At 66.7% G+C, this 20,608-nt stretch carries 13 protein-coding genes and 3 pseudogenes; 3 read left to right on the top strand and 13 right to left on the bottom strand.

Annotation, left to right across the window (positions count from 1 at the left end):
• Positions 1 to 9 precede the first annotated feature (9 nt).
• Both H7965_RS22810 and H7965_RS22805 read left to right on the top strand, forming a co-directional pair.
• Complete coding sequence (locus H7965_RS22810; RefSeq protein WP_186772885.1) at positions 10 to 3,003, top strand: hypothetical protein; 2,994 nt, start codon at positions 10 to 12, stop codon at positions 3,001 to 3,003.
• On the top strand, positions 3,000 to 3,968 hold the full coding sequence (locus H7965_RS22805) for a hypothetical protein (protein ID WP_186772884.1): 969 nt from the start codon (positions 3,000 to 3,002) through the stop codon (positions 3,966 to 3,968). The genes H7965_RS22810 and H7965_RS22805 overlap by 4 nt, the downstream gene beginning before the upstream one ends.
• Positions 3,969 to 4,187: 219 nt before the next feature.
• Here the strand turns inward: H7965_RS22805 and H7965_RS22800 are convergent.
• The 3 genes and pseudogenes from H7965_RS22800 to H7965_RS22790 all read right to left on the bottom strand — a co-directional run.
• Positions 4,188 to 4,867: pseudogene (locus H7965_RS22800) on the bottom strand (IS3 family transposase); the annotation flags it as partial.
• 121 nt (positions 4,868 to 4,988) lie between these two features.
• Positions 4,989 to 5,366: pseudogene (locus H7965_RS22795) on the bottom strand (transposase); the annotation flags it as partial.
• 696 nt (positions 5,367 to 6,062) lie between these two features.
• Positions 6,063 to 6,563, bottom strand: coding sequence for a DUF892 family protein (locus tag H7965_RS22790; protein ID WP_186772883.1), 501 nt, complete (start codon positions 6,561 to 6,563; stop codon positions 6,063 to 6,065).
• A gap of 58 nt (positions 6,564 to 6,621) precedes the next feature.
• On the opposite strand from H7965_RS22790, the gene H7965_RS22785 reads away from it, so the two are divergent.
• A complete protein-coding gene (locus tag H7965_RS22785; protein WP_186772882.1) occupies positions 6,622 to 6,927 on the top strand; it encodes a hypothetical protein in 306 nt (101 codons plus the stop codon).
• 237 nt (positions 6,928 to 7,164) lie between these two features.
• On the opposite strand, the gene H7965_RS22780 is transcribed toward H7965_RS22785, so the two are convergent.
• From H7965_RS22780 to H7965_RS22735, 10 genes and pseudogenes are all read right to left on the bottom strand, one after another.
• Positions 7,165 to 7,629, bottom strand: coding sequence for a DUF2231 domain-containing protein (locus H7965_RS22780; protein ID WP_186772881.1), 465 nt, complete (start codon positions 7,627 to 7,629; stop codon positions 7,165 to 7,167).
• A gap of 645 nt (positions 7,630 to 8,274) precedes the next feature.
• Positions 8,275 to 8,463: pseudogene (locus tag H7965_RS22775) on the bottom strand (IS110 family transposase); the annotation flags it as partial.
• 84 nt (positions 8,464 to 8,547) lie between these two features.
• Complete coding sequence (locus tag H7965_RS22770) at positions 8,548 to 9,807, bottom strand: McrC family protein (protein ID WP_186772880.1); 1,260 nt, start codon at positions 9,805 to 9,807, stop codon at positions 8,548 to 8,550.
• Positions 9,804 to 12,977, bottom strand: coding sequence for an McrB family protein (locus H7965_RS22765; RefSeq protein WP_186772879.1), 3,174 nt, complete (start codon positions 12,975 to 12,977; stop codon positions 9,804 to 9,806). The genes H7965_RS22770 and H7965_RS22765 overlap by 4 nt, the downstream gene beginning before the upstream one ends.
• A gap of 75 nt (positions 12,978 to 13,052) precedes the next feature.
• Positions 13,053 to 14,897 carry an inositol monophosphatase family protein gene (locus H7965_RS22760; RefSeq protein ID WP_186772878.1) on the bottom strand — a complete coding sequence of 615 codons (1,845 nt, stop codon included), beginning with the start codon at positions 14,895 to 14,897 and terminating at the stop codon, positions 13,053 to 13,055.
• A 37-nt stretch (positions 14,898 to 14,934) separates the two neighbouring features.
• Entirely contained in the window at positions 14,935 to 16,263 is a 1,329-nt protein-coding gene (locus H7965_RS22755) for a vWA domain-containing protein (RefSeq protein WP_186772877.1), read from the bottom strand.
• Positions 16,260 to 16,862, bottom strand: a complete 603-nt coding sequence (locus H7965_RS22750; protein ID WP_186772876.1) for a helix-turn-helix domain-containing protein — start codon at positions 16,860 to 16,862, stop codon at positions 16,260 to 16,262. The genes H7965_RS22755 and H7965_RS22750 overlap by 4 nt, the downstream gene beginning before the upstream one ends.
• A gap of 129 nt (positions 16,863 to 16,991) precedes the next feature.
• Positions 16,992 to 19,064, bottom strand: coding sequence for an ATP-dependent helicase (locus H7965_RS22745; protein ID WP_186772875.1), 2,073 nt, complete (start codon positions 19,062 to 19,064; stop codon positions 16,992 to 16,994).
• A 215-nt stretch (positions 19,065 to 19,279) separates the two neighbouring features.
• Positions 19,280 to 19,963 (bottom strand): hypothetical protein, encoded by a 684-nt coding sequence (locus H7965_RS22740; RefSeq protein ID WP_186772874.1) that lies wholly within the window; start codon positions 19,961 to 19,963, stop codon positions 19,280 to 19,282.
• A gap of 20 nt (positions 19,964 to 19,983) precedes the next feature.
• Complete coding sequence (locus H7965_RS22735) at positions 19,984 to 20,583, bottom strand: DUF2793 domain-containing protein (protein WP_186772873.1); 600 nt, start codon at positions 20,581 to 20,583, stop codon at positions 19,984 to 19,986.
• Positions 20,584 to 20,608: the final 25 nt, after the last annotated feature.

Raw genomic sequence — 20,608 nt, 5'->3', positions numbered from 1 at the left:
GAGGCTGTCATGCAGCAGCTTGGAACTCGCACGCTGACCGTCGATGGGGTGACGGTGTTCGCGGACCATGCGGACCCGCTCCAGTTCTGGTACCTGCCGGCGCCGGTCGCCCTGGCGCGCCGGCCGGACAACAGCGGCGCCTTCACCTTCATCAAGTACCGCCCCGCGGCTGTCGCCGGCGGCGCCAAGGGCGGTGGCTTCGCGATGTTCGAGGTGAATCTCCGCCTGCCGCCGGCGACGGAACAGCGCATCCGCAGCCAGCTCGCCGCGCTGGTGCGGGGCGGGCAGCCGCGCCTCTCCGCGGTGCCCTTCGACGAGGGCACGGTGCGCTGCATCGCGCTCGACCTCGAAGGCTCGGGCGGCACCGCCGCGCCGGCCGATGCGCCCCCGGGCACCTTCCGCGCGGTGGAGGCGATCCGCGGCGCCTCCATCCCCTCCCTCGCCGGCGACAACACGGCGGCCTTCTCCCTCTCGCTGAGCCAGGAAGGCGCCATCATCCTGGAGCAGGCCTTCACCCAGGGCACCGCGCCGGTCGGCGTGGTCTACGACCTGAAATACACCATCCTCCGCCCCGCCCTGCAGGTGACGATCAAGGCCGAGTTTGAGCGGATCTGGCGGCATTTCAGTGCCGGGGTAGAGGCCCAAGTCTACTGGGTCCGCGCCGGCATCGACGCGGCCTTCGAGAAGCTGGTGGCCGAGGGCACGATCCAGATCGAGGTCATCGACTTCACCGGCGCGGTGGACCGCGAGGACAAGGAGAAGTGGGCGCTCGACTTCTTCAAGGACAACCTTCTGGCCAAGTGGTTCGAGCCTTCCCTGACGCCGGCGGATGTCGAGAGCCGGATGGCCAAGCCGGAAGCGCTGGACGCGGTGCTGAAGCGCGCGCAGGAGATGGCGAAGCCGCTGACCGGAGGCAGCGCCGCCAAGACCGAAGGCGGCACGACGACCAAGCCGGCGGAGGGCGGCACGACGCCCGCCACCCCGGCGGAACGCCCTGCAGCGGCGCTGAAGGATGTAACCCGCACGCCCGAGCCGCCGCCCGGCAGCCACGCCATCGCCCACACGCCCGCTGCCACGGGGCTGGAGGAGCGGGTGACGGTGACCGGGCCGGCCGGCTGGACGGCCAAGGTGGACGACAAGCCGGCGAAGGTGGATGGCAATGCCATCCTGGTCGAGCTGCCGGCGGATGCGAAGCGGCAGATCGAGGTGCGCTGGCCCGCCTCGACCCCCACCCCGACGCCGCCTACGCCGACGCCGCTCGCGACGCCGGCGACCACCACCGAGACCTTCCTGCTGTTCTTCGACAAGGACAAGCCGGCGGTGACGCCGGGCTTCAGCCCGACCCATCCGATGGCGCTGAGCTATGCCGGCAACGGGGCGGACGACAAGCGCTTCAAGGCCGCCAGCCGGGTGGACGGCAAGCCGATGCCGCAGCCGGGCGAGCCATTGGGCGCCGACCGCCTGCGCGCCTGGCTGGAGACGCTGGCAAGCCCGCGCACCGTGAACCTGGAAGGCTTCGCCAGCTTCGAGCGCTTCCCGCCGGGCAAGGATCCGCTGCAGCCGGAGCCGGTGGCGCGAGTGGCGCGCGACCGCAGCCTGTCGCAGCAGCGCGTGGCCGTGGCCCGCGCCAGCCTGCGCGGCGGCGCCCTGGTGCAGTCCGACAAGGCCACCGGCCATGACCAGGCCAAGGCGCTCGGCACCGACGACGATCCGGAATGGCGCGTGGTGCGGATCACCGGCAAGGTGGCCGGCACAACGCCGCCACCCCCGCCCCCGCCGCCGCCCGCCGAGACGACCCCGGAAGTGGTGGTGCGCGGCAGGCTGGAACGCGCGGCGATGCCGGCCAAGCCGGAGAAGCCCGAGGAGCCGAAGAAGCCCGACAAGCCCGAGACCCCGGAGAAGCCGAGCACGCCTGCGGGTTCCGCCGGCACGCCCGCGCTGGTTTCCTTCCGCCTCAAGGCGATAGCGACGGAGGAGCGCAAGACCCTGACGCTGCGCTACCACCGCACCGAGGCGGTGCAGCGGACCTACGCGCCGCAGGGCTTCTTCGGCCTGCTGCTGGCCGATCTCGAGGATCCCGCGAAGCACTTCGTCGAGGTCGATCTGGACGACCCGTTCTTCCGCGAATTCGAGGTGACGGTGGACGCGCCGATCGACTTCGCCCGGATCGGCATGGTCTCGGCCCAGCTGGCGATCGACTATGGCGACCCAGGCGCGCCCGCGACCCTGAAGCATGCGGACATGGTCTTCGATCCGGCGCATCCGGAGCAGAAGACATTCACCACCTTCATAAGCCCGGCCCTCGCCACCGCCTACCGGGTCGCCGAGCAATTCCACTTCGCGCCGGATGCCGGCTGGGATGGCGAGAAGCTCTCCTACGAGATGCCGCCGCGCGACACCGCCGACCGCACGCTGGTGGTCACGCCGCATGGCGTGCTCGGCTTCCATGAGGTCAGCGTGGTGGCGAACCGGATCGATGCCGCCGCGGTGGAGCGGATCGAGGTCGAGCTGTCGCTGACCGACCCCGCCACCGGCTGGGTCGCGCAACGGACCCTGACGGTGCGCGCCGGGGACGCGCCGCAGCTGTGGCGGGTGCGGACCTCGGCGCCGGTGACGCAGGGCTTCAGCTACACCCTGGTGCACCACCTGAAGGACGGCACCGTGCTGCGCGACGACCCGCTGCAGAGCACCGCCCAGGCGGTGGCGATGGACGATCCCTTCGACACCGCGCTCGACATCCGCTTCATCCCGCTCTGGGACCCGGCGCAGGTGCGGGAGGTGTTCATCGATGTCACCTATGCCGACCCGGCCAACCGGATCGATCGCTTCGAGCGGCTAAGCTTCACCGGCGCTGATCAGGCGATCCGCCCGCTCAGCCTGTCCATCCGCGACCGGACCCGGCGCGAATTCACCTACCGCGTCACCGTCATCGGCACGGATAACCGCATGGTGCAGCGCCCGCCGGAGACTACGCGGGAGACGCTGATCGGCATTCCGGGATGAGCCTGGCCGCCACCTCAGGCTGGCCCATGTTGGCTGACGTGATCGATCGCTTTGCGGTGGAAGCGCCGGCCGCCGTGGCCCGCGGCCGGGCCGCCCTGCACGGCACGCTGGCACCGCTCGACGGCTCGGCCTGGCCGGAGGTGGCCTGGCGCTTTAGCGACATCGCCCCCGGCGGCTTCCCGGCGGAACTGATCTGGCGGCCGGGTTGCCCCGGTCTGTTCTGGACGGCTGAGCCGGCGCCGCCGGAGATTCCGGCGAAGGACAGAATGCCGGCAGCCCTCAGGCGCCTAGATGCCCTCGGAACGGCCTTGCCATCCGCTTCGGTGGCCCTGGCGCGGCGTGCGGCGGTGATGGGAAATGGACGCGGCATCTGGCTGGGCGGTCGGCATGATGCGGACGGAGATCGCTATAAGCTTTATGTCGGCACGGGGCCAACAGCCGCGGACCTTCTTCGGGAAGCTGACGCCTGGCGCCCGATGAGCACAGTCGGCCTGCGCTTGTTCCATCTTGGCCTCGATTCCACGGGCCGGGTGGAGCTGTACTGGCGGCGGCGGCGCTATGAGCCGGGCGATCTTGCCTCGCTCGGTCGCACAACAAATCTCGTCTCTGCAGCGTCTCGGCTCCGGGCCGGGCTCGCCACGCTCTGCGGCCGCGACCCCGACTTGGCGTTGGAAGGGCGGCGCCTTGCCTACAGCGTGCAAATCGACTCCAGGGGCTTGCCCGAGGCGCTCGCCTTGTTCTGCGCCTTGCCGGCCTCGTTCCTTGGTGGTGAGCATCGTACGCTTGCATGGCTGGAGGCACAGGTTGGCGTCAACGTTGCCTCAGTGGCTGCAATACTTTGGCGTCAAGGCTTGCTTCGACCGTCATGGATCGGGGTGACCGCGACAACAGACAGATTGTCATCGCACATTGGATTCATGCTCCGGGCGCCGGGTGTAACTTTGGGTGGCAGGCCTGGGGCATAGCTGTCGCCACTGAGATAGCAGCGGTGCACCGCTGACCGCCGAGGTACTTCGGTGCATCGGCGAACTCTACGCCTTCCAGGTGGGCAGTCGCGGCTGCGATCCCGCCGAGTGAACCAGGCCGCGCTACCCGGTAGGGACGCAGGTTACCCCGAGTCCCCCGAACAGATCCGAGCGTGCGCTGCTAACGCACTCGGCCCACCTCGGGTGATTGACGAGAAAGCGCGGACCCCGGGGGCTGCCGATCCGCGAGGGGGCGAGCAGGCCGTGCTCGCGCATCAGCCGCAGCACCCGGCGCCTGGAGGTCCGGACACCTTCCATGCGCAGCCGGGCCCAGACCTTGCGGTGGCCCTCGCCATGAAAGGGGCTGGCGGCGAGGGCAGCCCGGACCGCCTCCAGCAACGCCGCATCCGGCATCGGCCCGACCGGCCCAGATCGCCTGGGCGGCTCGGTCCGGGGCGGTGCGCGATGGCGGTAGACCGTGGCCCGGGCCATGCGCCAGACCCGGCAGACTCGCGCCAAGCCATAGGGCCTGCCGCTGCTGGGCGAGATGGTCAGGCTCATGGCCGTGACCTCCGCCGGGCCAAAGGGCTGCCGCCCTCCAGGGCTGCGACCTTGGCCTCCAGCAACTCGCGCTCCAGCAGCATCTCGCCCAGCCGCGCCTTGAGCCGCTCGCTCTCGAGTTCCTCCCCTGCCGTGGGCCGCGTCGCCAGGCTCGCCTCTCCAGCCGCCAGGAAGGCGTCGCGCCAGCCGCTCAGCGTCGCCGCCGTGACACCCAGTGCCCGCGAGACCGTCTCCAGATCCTCGCCACGCAGCAGCCGAAGCACCGCGTCCCGCTTGCGCTGCCGCGACATCCGACCACCCCGGCCAGGACCAGCGGCATCCATCGTCTCTGTCGTCATCATGCACCCCATCGGCGGATACCGTCCGCTTGCGGGGTGTCTCGATCAACCGTGGAGCGGAGGAAATCAGAGCAGGTATTGACCGCGCTGAAGCCGGCCTTTGACCTGGAACGGTTTCCGATCAGTCTGGGTCATGGCCGGCGGCGGCGAAGTAGTTGGCGCACTCGGCTGGCGTGAAGGTGTCGGCGATGCAGCCAATGGTGTTCCAGAGGCCCTCAACGGTGAGCGCAGCGGCCTTGCGCAGCATGGCCTTCAGCTTTGTAAAGGCATTCTCGATTGAGTTGAACTCGGGGCTGCATGGCGGGAGGTACAGCAAGCTCGCGCCCGCAGCCTCGATCGCCGCGCGGACGCCTGCGCCCTTGTGGCTACCGAGGTTGTCCATCACTACGATGTCGCCGGGCTGCAGTTCGGGGACCAGGCCCTGGTCGACATAGGCCTGGAAGGCGACGCTGTTGATCGGTCCGTCCAGCACCATCGGCGCGGCCATGCCGCTGTCCCGAGCAGCGCGTTGCTCTTGCAGCGCCAGATCGGCACCTTCGATGTGGCGGCCCTGGTCTGCGTGCTGGGCGCGATCGCCCTTGTAGTCCAACGGCCCGCGACGGAGGCGCGGCGAGCTGGTTGAGCGAGCCGTGGCGATGTGAGTCAGCTCAGCCCAATGGAACTGACCTGCGGGCCTGCCCCTGGCGGAAAGCGACCATCAGGCACGCTCGCCCGCTTGGGACCGAAGCGAGATTCTCCGTTCTCTGCCCGGCAGTCGGTCCGCTGAATTCTGGCCAGCCAGCCGGGCCAGAGATCGAGTAAAAACAAAGGGTCAGACCTTGTTGGAAAAATCGGCCTACCCTCAAGGTGGGGAGAGTCTCCGGCATTTCGGAGAGAAGAACCGTCCTCGTTCCGGCCTCGAACCCTCAAGGTCGCAGCCGAAAACCGCAGGAAACCTGCGCCTCAGCGCGGTGCCCTGGTCGGGAGAGACAGGTTGTAAGGAAACCGACTGGAGCAGCGTTGGGAACCGGGATACGAAATTCTCTGGACGAGGTAGTCTAATCAGATTGGGTTCCACTTTTCGAGGTGGAACGCTGCGAAGATCATGGACAAAATTCTTCTTAAAAAGGAGTAAATCGCCAGAATGTTTAGAGGCAAGGCCTCTCGACGGGAGGCGGCGATCGCGTCTTCCGTCGAGACGACGAATGCGCTGTCCCTATTTGGTTTCTGTGCGGCTGATAAAGGCTTCAACAATACGAGGCAGGTGGTTGAGCTGCCACTCAGCCATTTCCATTTCCTCGTGCATTGACTGCTCGAGGGACTGCACATCCCCGTCCGCACCGGCCGCCTTGGCCATCGTGATCAGCGCCTTGTACGAGCCGACCTCATAGGCCTTGTAGCCAATAGCGGCGAGCAGGTTTTTGATCACCTCATCAGAGGCTGGCAGATGCACTACGCCCGCCACTTTGCCGACTATCGAGGTCACCATCTCCTTCGTCGCAGACGGGGAGGTGCCGTGACCTGATAACAGCGTCTCCAGCCGCGCTTGCTGCGTCTTGGAGCGGATGATTTCTTCCTTCATGCGCGCGTGCAGCTCAGGATAAGGCTCCATCCGGTCCAGTTCGCGCTCAATAGTCTCAATCGCCTGGGCCTCGACCCCGTGCTGGTTCCGCAGGCCAGTTAGGTAGATCTCCTTGGCCCTTTCACTTCCGGTCATTGGCCATACTCCCGTTGTGCCGTGCTCCTGTTCGATCTCCACCGTCAGGACGAAGAGCGTGCAGGGCACGTCTTTGTATGGCAGCCCTAACGGGCTCGTCCTCGGGTGGTTCTTTCCTGTTCCGCCGCTGCTGCCCACCCGGTTTCTGGTCGGGACCGGCCCGGAAGGGCGTAGACGGGATGCGCAGGGGCAACTCCTCAGGCACGGCTGCCTGTCCAGCTGCCGATGGCGTGACCGCGAGGAGACGCCCGAAAGTCTGGCCCCGGACCGGTGGCGTTTTGACGGCGTCCTCGGACTCCACCAGCAGCCTGTCCAAATTTCGGACTATCACGTGCAGATGATGCGCGGCACGCTGGAGAACTGACACTCAAAGTTCCTGCAGGTCGCCGGCCTCGCCCTTCTGCTCTTTGTCGACTCGCCGCAGTCGAAGGAGGGCAACGACTGCGTGGAGGCAAGAATCGGTGCCCTGCTCCGCAGAGTCGACCCCGGGGACGCTGATCGTGTCATCGCCGGGATCGACAACGCGTATTCGACGCGCGAAGCTGACATCTCTAGGGCATCGGTAGGGGCCGGGCCCGGCGTGTGCAGTCGTCGGCCAGATTCATAGCCGTGCGTCGTGAACTGCGACACGATGGCGGTAGACCATCTCCCACCCCTGCCAGCCCGTGTAGAGCAGGATCAGCACCACGATGAGCGACAGGATCAGGCCGGTTGGCAGGATTACCGCCCCTGCATCCGGGGCGTCGTAGCGGCGCCACCAGTTCCACAGGGACAGCAGCACGGCAATGACATTGCCGATCATGTGGTGCCAAGCGGGACTCAGATTGCGAATCCGGCTGTCGCCTAGGAAATCGGCGAGTCCTGCCGCTGCCGCGAGCGCCGCCGTAATCAACGCTGCCCCGAGTAGATAAAGCGAGGCCGTCGCCCAGGCCGGGTTACCTGTACGCCAGAAGACCAGGTCGCACACGAAGGTCGCCACAAGGAAGGCAATTGGGAACGGGATCAGCATCGGGTGGAGCGGGTGGCCCATGATGCTGGCCGTGCTCTCGGGATTCCGGGTAGGCATTGCGAGGCCTCCAACTGGTGAGAGTGCCGCCGCGTTAACCGCTACCCCAACAGTTCGTTCCCGCGGCCGCACGGCGTCACGCATCAAAAAAGGGGCCCGCGCCGAGATGGGCCGCAGCAGCGTGGACTGCGGGCAACGGCTGCGCCACTGGCCTGCCGCCACGGCGGGGGCGTGATCGGCAGCGTTGGCCCCGGCATCCCGCCGCGCCAGGTGTTGCAGCTCGGTCCGAAGGTGGACGCCGCCGCGTCTGCTGCCGCGGGCTCGCCGCCGCGGCGACCCGGCACGGCGGCGCGCTATCGCGCCCCCATCGATTGCTGGATCCTGTAGCGGTGGCGGTGCTCACAAAGGGCTAATCTGGGCGAGCCGGTGCGGCACGCAACGCGGGTCCTGCGCGGCCTTATGGGCGGGATTTGGGACCCAAATCCAATTTAAACAGTGCGGCAGCGCAAGTACTTGTAGTTAAAGGAGGAAACGGAATTCAGCCCTGTTTGTCGTGCCGACGGCCGGGTTCAGCTTTTCAACCAGCACTAACCAGTTGACTTGCTAAAGCTATTTTGAAAGCGCGAGCGGTGATTGCGCCGATCTGGAGTGTCCGTTTGATTTCAGAAAGTTGCGATTTCGCAATGTTGGAGTTGGGCCAGACCGCGTGAGTTCGCCGGCGCGATGCGGTCGGGCCAGGGAGAGCGCGTCGCGCCGGTTGGTCTTGACCCGCTCACCCGGGCGCTTCGGGATTAGCGAGGGCGCGACCACGGCGCAGTCGTGACTGAGCGCAGCGATCTGCCGCTGCAGCCCGTAGCCGGTTGGGCCGGCCGCATAGACGAAGGATAGCCGCCGGAGGGAGTACGCCTGGATGCGAACGGTCTCCAGGCTGGAGCCTTGGAGAGGTGGTAGAAAGCCGCGTGCAATGAGGCATACCGATTAGACCAAGGCGGGCTGGTCGATATCTGCCAGCAATGCGTTCAGCGTCCCATCTCCGTCGGCGGCCGTGGTCTCCGGAAGGGGGATACGCCAGGCAGCGAGGCGCGTCTTCGCCTCATCCTGCACGGTGATGTCGGCGATCTTTCCCGCCTTCCCTCCAGTTGCCGGATACAGCAGCATCGCCGATTTTGTGCGGTACACACGCGCATACGCGTAGATCTGGCGAAGGTCGTCTTGCGATATGTCTCGGACACCTCGGACTTCCTTCCATTTGGTATCGAAGATTGCGAGGGGCTTCCCTTTTTCATGAGCCGTCACATCGGGCAACATGAAGAAGCGTCTTGCGGTGTCGAACGACAGCGATGGTCCCTGGGTAACGATGCTCAGCTGTGTAGCTATCCGCCGCATCCTTTGGGCGATGTAGACCTCAAACAGCTTGTCGCTTGAGAATAGCCAGGCGGGTCCAGGGGCGTTGTCTCCCGCAGCGATGGCACTCCCATGACCGCCAACGACCAGACGGAGCGCGGCAAGCGACTGCTCGAGGTGGGCGTGACGACGATCCAAGGTCAGCCCCGTCAAGATCGGCTTCAGCGTGGCCCGCGACAGCGCTAGATTCCGTACCACATCCATTCGAGCGAGCACCGATCGACACAGCGCGAGGGTCGGCTGCGACGTCGTGAGCCGCTCGACCCAGCCTACGCCCGCCTTGAGAGCTTGGTTAACGGTCGTGTCTGCCGTGAATACGTCGGCGTCCAGGAGATGAGCGTCGACCCGTTCTGGAAGCCGCGCGAGCTGGGCCCCAATGCGCCATCGGCCCCGGATGGCAGGTGAGCGGAGATGCTCACGGCGGTAAGATTGAACGAGGCCAAAACGCGTGGCGTCCTGGGTCAACTGGGCCGCAACCCGGAGGTACGCTTCGATCAGATGTGGACACGCCGCATACTGACCAAGGTCGCCCTCGACAGAAGGCGCCAAGCCGGTTTCGGCGAGCATCCGCATCACTGCGGCACGGGCGACGTGCGGTTCCTCGCCGACAGTCTTGGGCAGGACCTCCAAAGTGCGGCCACCGGGCAGAGCAATCGCCCCTGCATAACCGGCGAACCTGCAGGTCCAAGCGCCACCTGTCCTCCGCTCCGCGAAGAATGAGGCACCGCTCTCTCGCAGGCGAACGAGGTAGTCCAGCTCAGGGGCTGTGAGGCCACCGGCGCCGCCCACCAGGAGGTCAGCGTGCTCGCGGCAGGTGAGGACTGCCGTGTTCACGCGCCAGCGCCGTCCTCGCTTTCCGAAGGCGTCGTCCCGCCGGCTATCGCGGCAAACGTCTCCGCTTGCCAGCCATCAGGGTTACCGATGTCAAAGAGGATCCTGTCCTCTCCCAGATGGTCCGCCCCGGTACCGAAAAGGTCCGCCATCTTCGCGGCCGTCCGGCGGATCAAACCCGAGGCCGAGGGTTTCCGTGGATCCTCGCCGAGCACCAGGCATGCGCGGCTCCAGTCGTCGTGGAAGTATTCTGCAAGCAGGGGCAGCACGCGCTCGGCAAAGCGCCGGCGGAGTTCGTCCAGCGTGCGTACGTCGAGGAGCCACGCATGCCCGATTTGGTAGTCTCGGCCGAGCAGCACCCGGAGCCTGCGGTTCATTGTGCTCAGCACGTCCGCCAGATTGAGCCCGGCAAGCGCCGGGTCGGTGGCCTTCCCGAAATCGTCGGCTAGCACCGAGTACTCCACGGGCGTCTCCCGAAAAACGAAGCGGCGCCGCAGCGCGACGTCCATCAGCGCGATTGACCTGTCCGCCGTGTTCATTGTGCCCACGATCCAGAGATTTCCGGGCACCCGAAACTCCTTCTTGGAGTACGGAAGTATAACGCGCGCGCTGTCCCGTTTATCCTCTTCGATCAGAGTGATCAGCTCACCAAAGACGGAGGCGAGGTTGGCGCGGTTGATTTCGTCGATGATCAGCAGATGGGGCTGCTCCGAGTGCTTACTCGCCTCCTCGCAGACTAAGCGGAAGACTCCAGGCAAGACATCGTAGCGGACGGGCTTGCCCTCCTCGCTGACCGGCCGGAGGCCCTCCACGAATTCCTCGTAGGCGAAGTTCGGGTGGAATGTGACCATCCGCCAATTCCGACCGAAGCGAGGCGCAATCGTCTGGAGGGCGTGCCACGTCTTTCCGGTGCCGGGCGGGCCGAAAAGGATCAGGTTCTTTGGTAAGTCGAGGACTGGCGTCGGAGGTGTTGTGGGAAGAGGCGGTGCGTCAGAGATCGGCTCGGGTGGTACGGCTGGACCTTCGGACGGCGGCTTCACGACGTGCGGCAGTTCGTCGCCCCCTAGCAAATTCAGCGCGTCCGCGAGCTTCAGGCTCGCCAGCGTGCCGCCCACAAGCGGATAAAATTTCCCCGCGTTGAGGTCGACGGAAACGGGGTCGCCCCAGTCAACCTTCACGAAGTGCCCAAGTTCTGTGTCGTATCCCCCGCCCTCTTCCTTCGTCGCGGTACCCTTGATTCGGATGACGCTCTCTTTGGCACCACCATGGTAGAATGACGACTTGGCGATGATGATGGCCCCTGGCTTCACAGCCAATTCCACGAAGGCGGTCAGAGCCTGCATCTCGGATTTCGAAGCGCTGAGCGTGCCGATGGTCGCGATCCGTGCCTTCCGCTCTTCGGCGGTAAGCTTCTCCAGATCTGCGAGGAGTGGTCGCAGCGCCTCGGATGATCCATATCCGACCGCATAGATCCCGCGCTCTCGAAACGCAGGCAGCATGTCCTTCTTATCGTAGGTGGCACCCCCGAACCAGACATCAGAGTGCTGGAATACGCACCAGAGGAAGCTCTGCACGTCAATCATGTCCGCCGGCTCAAGCTCGGCAATGCCATCGCGCACGACCTCGGCGAACGCGCGCAGATCAGCGTATGCGGATGTCGACAGCAGTCCGTCGTCGCTAGGGCCAGATTTTGCGCCCAGGGCTGAACGAGCGCGATTGAAGAGTTCCGATCTGACGAAGATCTCGCGCTCTGGAAACGAGAGCCACAGCATCAGGGTGGGAATCGAACGCGAAGCAGCCTTCCTCGGCGTCTCATCCAGTCGGGCGTAGAGCGGTGCTATCCGCGCGTTGAAGGCGCCGACGTCTGGGACGCCATCTTCGCTCGACGCACCTTGCAGCAGGTCCCGAACCGCCGTGACGAGTAGCCGTGCATCCGCTTCGTTCGTCAGATTGGTGATAGGTGCATGGTACCGGAAGGAAAGCAGATTGCTCGGACTGTCGGTCAGGGCGCGAAATAGCTCTCGCGCCTTCGCAACGCAGTTTCCCTCTGCGATGGCGGCATCGAGCGACGAGGCAGCAGCGGCCTTCTGCCATCGCTCGGCGATCGCCTCCTTGTAGTTTCGCTCTGTCTCGAGATACCGGTGTCCTGCGAAGCGCTCGCCGAACACCCATCGGAACAACCTAATTGAACCTCGAAGCCGACCCGGATCCAACTTGATGCGCCGCGGGTCGAAGCGCGTGTAGAGGATCCTCATGAAATCCCAAGGACTCAAGCCTCGCGGGCGCGCGATAGCATCGTAGAGTTGGTAAAGCAGCCTGTTCCGCTGTGCTGAACCACTCGGAACTTCCGCGTCCGAGACGCCGAAGTCGATCAGGAACCGCTCGAGATGGTAGCGGCTGTTCACGGGGAGGAAGCTATCCGGGAAGTAGCTGTTCACCAGCTTTAGGAAGCGTGCCGGTACGCCGTGAGCATCCAAGTCGACGCTGTCGGGATCGCGCCCCGCTGCAGCGACGGCTTCCGCGTGCCACCCAGCAACCTCCGCGACCGCTTGGTCGACGGACAGATGCTTGACCTGGGGCGCCAGGTACACGGATCCGTCTTTTTGGAGGTAAATCAGATGGCGGAGCGCATTGCCCGGCGAGAACTTACCCAGCTTCTCTAGCCCACGCTCAAGCCACCAGGACAAGTTATCCTGACCGCCGCCGCCCATCGCGTAATCGTTCAGCTTCAGTGAAGTAAGCCGTTCGGGTGGGAACCGGCGAGCAAATTCGTCAAGCTTTGCCCGTGCCTGCTTCTCGAACTGGGCGTCGGGCTGCACATCCTGGAAAGCCGCTGAGAGTTCGCGTGTCTTTTGCGTATCCCGGAAGCCCGCCGGCAGCCGCGACAGGTCGATGCCCAGTTCAGTCGCTTGCAGTTGGCCGACGCCCTCGGCCGGCATTAGGATGCCGGCTTGGACCAACTCAGCAACTGCCTCTTGCGTCCACGTGAGCCACTGTGTGGTGTCACCCTCCCTGACGGCGTCGAGCTCTGCCGCCGCATCAGGGCCACCCTCGAAGCCCTGGCGGATCGCCCGGTATGTTGCGTCTTTGTCGAGTTGCGGCCCGTCGGCGCGGACGAAATCGAGAATCTTCTGCCTTGCATACCGCTTGAACCGCTGGCCGAGCTCGCTCAAGGCCATTCCATCGCCCCCCATTGTGCCCTGCTTACTTGGGCTGCTGCAGCGTAAAGCTTGTGCTGATTCGAGCAATCACGAAGAGCGCGCGCCCGCTCGCCGGGCCAGCAGGGCCTCGGCCAGGGCCGGTAGATCGTCTGGCCAGTAGCACGCGGGTCGCGCCTGCGGCGACCCGAGCTCGCGCGCGGGCCGGCAAGCCAGGACCGGTACGCTCCACCTTGTGGGAACTGCCGAACGCCCCTGCGCTGCGCCGAGCAACGCACCACATATCGCGCCATTCGTATCGGTATCGCCGCCGGCACTCACCGTCTCAATGAGGGCGTCCTCGATGGACGTCCCGGCAGCCAGGTGACGAAACGCATTCTGGAATGCAATCAGGATCCAGCCCTGCTGGCTCATGAAGTCACCGGGACCTTGGCCAGCCCGCGCGCGCGCGAGCGCGGCACGCAGTGGCGCCGCCTCTTGCTCCGCCATTGCCGCCTCCGCCGCTGTCAGCATCGTCTCCCGGTCGCCGCCAGCGACGCCGATCGCGATCGCTGCCACGAAGGCTGCCGATGCTGCTTGGCAGATCGGATGCGGGTGAGTCAGCGCCGCATCCTGCCTTGCTGCAGCTGCAGCTTCGGCGGCGTTGCGTGCCCAGACGCCGATGGGCGCGCAGCGCATCAGGGCGCCATTCGCCTGGCTCTCTCGTTTCGCCGCCTTCCGGGCTGCGCCGGCCTTGTCCTGTGCGGCCGCCGCGGCGGCGGACAGCGCCTGGCGCGTGGTGCCGCCGACGTCGAAGGGCCGCGAGGCGTACCAGCCAGCATAAGCGGCTGCTACCGCCTCGGATGGCCAGGACGTCTGACCGACCAACGTACGCGCGAGGTCGAGCGCGAGTTCGCTGTCATCGGTCGGTTGCCCGGCGATGGTGTTCCAGGTACCGCCGTCTGCGAGGTCCCGCACGCCGGCCGGGTATTGGCGTGCGATGTCCCGCGGCGATCGGAATTCGACCAGTGAGCCAAGGGAGTCCCCCACCACCTGCCCGAGCAGGCAGCCAATGGCGCGGTCCAGCGCAACGCGTTCAGGCATGCGGGGCCATCCAAGTGCGACCCGATGCGGTTGGCGCCGTCCGCTGCGGACCGCGCCCCAATCCCGTGCCGCGAGTACGCGGGCTGGGATAGGAGCACCGCCGAAGCAGCGCCGCGTGCTGCTGCGACCGTCCGCCGCGTAGGTCACCTCTCGCGCCGCTTCATCGAGCAGCACGCCACCGGCGCCGCGTAGCAAGGCATGACCCGCCGCATAGTCCCAGCCGCAGGGGCTGTTGAGCGAGACCGCCGCCACGCCGTCGCCTACCGCCGCGCGCGCCAGCCGATAGGCGATCGAGGGCAGCGCCACAAAGCGTGCCGGGGCCACGGCCTGTGCGTTGCCGACCGGCCATTCCGGCGCGGCCTGGCTGACGAAAACGATCGCACCGGCTGAGAGCGCGCCCTTGGCCAGACAGGGCGTGACCCGCGCTCGGTTGCGCAGCAGATGGTCGAGCCCCTCCGCCCAGGCGATCGTGTCCGCACCGCGATCGGGCGAGAGCGGGGCATGCACGACGCCCAGCACCGGTACCCCCTCGCGGAGCAGCGCGATGGAAACAGCCGAGCCGCGATGCCCATCGAGGAACGCGCTGGTTCCATCATGCGGATCGACCAGCCAGCACCAGCCGCCTCCAGGGCCGACCTGCTCGCCCGTTTCCTCACCCAGCCATCGAGCGGGCAGCAGCGCCGGCAACTGCTCGCGCAGCATCACCTCAATCTCGTCATCCACGTCCGCATGACTGCTGGCGCCACGCGGGCCGTCAGGCCGCGCGAACTCTGCCGCAAGCAGTCGCCCCGCCGACTCCGCCATGGCGATGACGGGTTGGAGCAGGCCAGGAAGGTCGGCGAGCATGGTCATTGACGGCGAAGCCTGCGCGAGAGGGAGCGGGGACGGCTCAAGGCGACTTCGGCGGGGACCGAAACCGCTCGGTGAGCGTGGCGCGTGGCGCCGCGCGCAGGTCCGGCTCTGACCGCGATGATTTGTAGGAAGCCGCATAGACCTCCTTGCGGGTCCGTTCGTCCCATTCCTCGCTGACCCGGCGCTGCACCAGGATCAGTTCAGCCAGCAGCGTCTCAGTGCCGGGGATCCCACGTGCATACGGCTCCATCCAGCGCAGCTCGCGCTCCAGGAAGTGCTTGGCTGCCCGGCGGTCGCCCTCGCGGTTCATCCGCACGGCGCGGCGCAGCGCCTCCGCCTGCCAGGCCTGGACGACAGCAAGGCTGCGGGCGGCGTCTCGCGGCTGGGCGTTGTTCTCTGAACCGCGCGCCAGGCGCAGTTCGACCTCGACCGGGCGTGCGTCGATCGCATCGCCGCCATCCGGTGATGCGCCACCAGCCGAGACACCGAGCAGGATGGCTGTGCCGGGGGCGCCGGACGGGCAATGGAGGCGAAAGACCACGCGCTTGGTCTGCTCCGGCATCAGGCTGCCGACCATCACCTCGATCACGCCCGGCAGGGCGGCATGCGCCCAGGCGCCGACCACTTCGGCCCGCAGGTTGGCCGGCACGGTGACGCGCAGGGTCACGCGCTCGACCAGGGCAGCGCGGCCCGCCTGCAACTCGCCCAGCACGACCTCGCCGATCTCGGGCGCGTGCTCGGCATCGTGCAGGTTGCCGCCGCCCGCCTCGGCGATGGCGCCCAGCAGCTCCTCATCATAGCCATTGCCAATGCCGAGCGCGGAGGTGACGACCCCGCGTTCGAGCAGGGCGCCGGCGTGGCGCGCAATTTCCTCGCGCTCGGTCACGCCCTCATTCGCCTGGCCGTCAGACAGCAGCAGCACGCGGTGCGATGCCTGCGGCGCCGCTGCCATGGCGACCGCCACCCGCTCAGCGGCCAGCAGCCAGCCGTCGAACAGGTTCGTACCGCCGCGCTCTGCAAGGCCGGCGATGGCGGAGATGGCCGCGGCACGACCGGCACGGTCCATTGGGCGGGCGTCGAGAAGCAGTTCGGCCGTGCTGTCGAAGGCGATGATTATGAGGCGGTCGCGCTCGGTCAGCGCCTCTGCCACCGCGCGGGCCGCGCGACGCGCTGCGTCGATCTTGTCGCCGGCCATGCTGCCGGAGACGTCGATGGCGAGCGCCAGGTTCAGCGCAGGCCCCTCGGGGCGCGGTGTCGTCGCATCTTCTGCCGCGAGCTCGGCCACGAGGTAGCGGACCGAGCCGCCTTCCTCCCAAGCGCGGGTGCGGTCGAGGCCGGCGGTGAGGGTGAGCGTATTGTCGGTCATCGGTCTCTCCCAAGCAGAATGTCGCGGATCAGGTCGGCGCAGCGCTCCAGCCGGACCCGCTGCTCGGCATCGAGCGGGGCGCGGACGGTGAGTTCGACGTCGGGGGTGATGGGGATGCGGAGCCACTCCTCGGCGCGTGCCTTGCGGGCAGGCTCAGCGCGACCCTGGCCAAGACGGTGCTCCAGCGCGTCGAAGCCCTGCAGCGGCGGCGCGGCGAGTGGCGCGGCCGCAGGTGGGGGTGGTTTGGACGCAACGCCGGGTCCGGCACGGAGGGCGCTGATGTAATCGAGGGCGCTCGATGCTGCTGGTGGCGGCGCGGGCTCCTGCGCCGAGCCCGGCACACGGCTGGCATAGGCGCGGATCTGATCCGGGCTGGCAACCAGGAGTTCCTTGCGGATCTCGGCCAGCGGCATCCCGAGGACGTCACGCATGGCGCGGATGGCCAGAACCCGTTCGAGAGTATCGGCGGGGTAGCGGGCGGCTGGGCCGCGGTTAAGGGGCGCGGGGAGAAGGCCCTGCGCAACCCAGGAGCGAATGGTCCGCGCCTCGATGCCAGAGGCGGCGGCCAGATCGGAGAGGGATGGCTCGACGGCGATCATGGGGAGGTTAGATATCAGACGAAGCGACATGTCAATATGAACGACATGTCGATTTGTGATTTGTGCCCTTATGTCGTGCGGGCAGTCGCCTGCTCCACGGCGGCGGAGGTTCGTGGCCCGGAGCCTTGATTACCCGGGAGGCCGCTTGCCTGTGCGCTTGTAGTAGTCCTCCACGAGCCGCTTGACCTCCGCCTCAGACGGAGGCGCTGTCCGCCGTACCGGCGCGCTCTTCGTCTTCGGGGGGACAGGTCGGGGAGACTTTAGCTCGATCGTCGGAAGCAGTGGCAGCGGCTCGATCTCGGACAGAAATCGGCTCGCCCTGCTCGGATACTGGCGGCTCTGCGCCCAACTCAGATGGAGAGTTCGTCGAGCTCGTGTGAGGCCCACATAGAAGAGCCGGCGCTCCTCGGGCAGGGCTCCTTGGTCCTCGGCCTTCCTGCTCGGAAAGAGACCGTCCTCGAGGCCGGCGAGGAATACGTGGTCGAACTCGAGCCCCTTGGCCGCGTGCAGCGTCATGACTTGAACACCATCAGCGGCAGTGGTGATCTCTTCAGCCAAATCGATCGCTGCCACGTCGACGAAGCCGGCCAGGCTGCCAGCCTGGATCGCGGCGGTGCACGTCGCCTGAAAGTCCTCCTCTGCCCTGAGACCAGCCGCAGAAATGAGGGCGGCCGTGCCGCTTTCCTTGGCCGCGAGCCTGAGAGCATCATCGGCGGCCAGCCCGGGCAGCGCAGACGCGATCCGCCGGGCGATCTCGATTATGGGTTCAAATGTGCTTCGGTCCTCCGGTGACAGATCGGCCGCTCGAACAGCATCGGCGAACGCGATTGCCTTTTCGCTCGCGGCGTCTCGGAGACGCCCGAACTGGCTTCCGCTGATCCCGCGACGTGGCAGCACGCATGCGCGCCGAAAGGCATCATCGGCACCTGGGTCCCAGCGCTCGCGTCCACCCTCAACGCGGCGACTGGCTGCCAACCTCAGCCATGCGATAGCGGCCTGGACTTCGGTGGCGACCTCCGGCGCCCGGTCGGTCACGCGCCTCAACGGGATCGCGGCGACCCGCAGGGCCTCCACGATCGGCTTCATCACGAACGCTGCACGGACGAGCACGGCAAACTCGCTCCACGGAGTGTCGCCCGCCCGTTCAGAACGAAGCGATTGGATGGTGGTGGCGATCAACCGCCCCTCGTCTTCCGCTGTTGCCGCACTTCGGACGGTGGGCCTTTGGCCGGTTTTCTGTTCGGTCCAGAGCCGCTTTGGAATGGTGTCTCTATCGCGCGAGATTGCGGCGTTCGCGGCTGCAAGAATGGCACCGGTCGAGCGATAGTTCTGCTCAAGGCGGATTGGCTTGGCGGAACGATAGTCCTGCACGAAGCGCCGGATATGGGCTACCTCGGCGCCGCGGAATCCGTAGATCGCCTGCGCGTCGTCGCCCACGGCGAAGACCCGACCATGTCTCGACGATAGCAACTGCACCATCGCATGCTGTGCGTGGTTGGTGTCTTGGTACTCGTCGATCAGGATCTCGTCGAACCGCCCAGCCCAGCGCGAGGCAAGCGATGGATCGGCGCGCATTGCCGTGACCGGCAATACGAGCAGGTCGTCAAAGTCGAGCGCCTGGCGTCGCTTCAGCTCATCTTGGTAGCGCGGCATGACCGCCATAGCTCGGTTGAGGACATCCCATTCAAACCGGCGGAAGGCTGGTGTCCGAGTGACTTCCGGGCGCCCCAGGCTTGCCCGATCGAGGATCAGGCAGTTCTTCAGAAGCGAGACTGCCGCATGGACTTCCTCGATCTCTTTGCGGTCTTCCGACCCCAGCACCGCGCCCATCGCTGTCTGCGCCTGCCGCTGATCCAGGATGGTGAAGCCCGGAGGGAGCCCGGCCACCGTTCGGCCATCCTCTCGCAACAGACGGGCGGCGATGGCGTGGAATGTGCCCACCCACGACGGCGCATGATCAGCCCCGATGCGAGCGGCTATTCGCTTGCGCATCTCCGCTGCGGCTTTGTTCGTGAATGTGATGCAGAGTAGTCTTTCGGGAGGGAGCTGGTCGCGTCCAAGCAAGCGCATGACCCGGGCGGTAAGCGTGCTCGTTATCCCGGAGCCGGCGCCAGCAATGACCAAGCATGGAGCCTGCTGCTCCGCCGCTACACGCTGCGCATCATTCAGACCGACAAGTAAGTCATCGTACGCTGTGCTCACGCGTTCCCGCATCCCTTCGCATGGGAGGTGGGTCGCGGTGCTCTACCGATGCACCGGATAGCCCCCTGGCCTTCCGCTGGAGCCAGACCGCCCGGCACGCTGGCTTAACAGCGGCGAGCAAAGAATTGAAGCGGCCGCGCACCGAGGTGGAAAAGGATAGTGGCACGGTCGGCCGCTACGCTTGCCCTGTGGTTGGGCTGACGATGGGCCCAAGCTTAGGGAAGCCGCCGCTTCGCCACCCCCACCGACAGCGTCGCTGCCGCCAGATCGAACGTCGCCGCAGAGATGTTCCGCGCCATGACGCGCACCGTGTTGTTCGACCACACCGCCGCATCGAGCTCGATGAAGCGCGTCGACGACACCAGCGATGCTGTTGCCAGGTCGCCCGCACGTGCCCCGTTCACCGTGACATCGATCAGCGCCGTCGCCCCCGGCGCCAGGCTCGGCAGATCCCAGGACACCTCCGCGGCAAACTCCCGTCGCCCTGAGCCGAACAGCGCACCCGTCAACAGCGGTGTGCCATTCAGCACCGCGGGCGCGGCCTCGGGCGGCCCGTAGAGCCGCAACGATTGCAGATCGATCGGCCCATCGAAGCCAATCACCCCCACCTGCGCATAGGCCACGGGCGCGCCCACGTGGATGGTCTGCCGCCGATTGAAGTTGGCGTCATCCATCGGCGCGCCGGCATTCCAGCCCTTGGCCGGCCCGTTCCACTGCATGATGGTGATCGAGGCCAGCACGTCGCCCGCGATGTCCTCGCGGACATTGCCTGCCCCATCGAACACCCGCACGAACAACCGCCCGCCCGAGGTGCCGCTCGTCAGCCAATGGGCCAGCGCGAATTCCCTGTCGAGTTGACGAGCGACCCCAGGGCCAACTTCCCCTGCCTGGCGCCGCACGCCGATACGTTTGCCAGCATCTACGGTTTCTCCACTCGCACCCGCAGCGTCGCGCTCCCCGGATCGATCGCCGCAGCCGTGCCGTTCTGGAACCGCGCTGCGACGGTCCCTGAGGCGGAGACCCATGCAGTCAAGGTGAGGCCTTGCAGGTCGAGTCCAAAGCTCACCCGGACAATGTCCCCGAGCGCGGCGCCCGTCACCGCGATGGTGGTCGTGACCCCGCCGCCGGCCGCGATGCTCGGCGGATCGTAGATGGCGCTGGCGTCGATGATGCGCGGCGCGACCAGCACCCAGGCCGCCCCGGTCCAGCCCCACTGCGTCAGCGTCGCCGCGTCGTAGACCACCAGCCCGGTAAAGGCGGCATAGGACTGCCACGCTCCACCGATGCGCTGCACCAGCCGGTTTGCCCAGCCGGCCCAGGCGCCGGTCGGGGCCGTGCCCAGGATCCAGGCCTGCCCCTCGACCGGACTGCCGGGTGGGGTGTTCAGCCCCACCTGCTGCACCGTGGCCTGCACCAATGCATCGAGCCGGTTCAGCCCCTGGCTATGCGCGAGTTCCTTCTGCGCCTGCCCTACCGCGATATAGGGCAGGGCCAGGCGTGGGGTTGTTGTCCCGGACATGGGCTCTCCTTCAGACCGTGGCGAC

Origin of the sequence: Siccirubricoccus deserti (assembly GCF_014283215.1) — a bacterium.
In the GTDB taxonomy this organism is placed as follows: domain Bacteria; phylum Pseudomonadota; class Alphaproteobacteria; order Acetobacterales; family Acetobacteraceae; genus Siccirubricoccus; species Siccirubricoccus deserti.
Note: the sequence above shows the minus strand (reverse complement) of the source record. Positions and strands in the feature narration are given on the sequence as shown.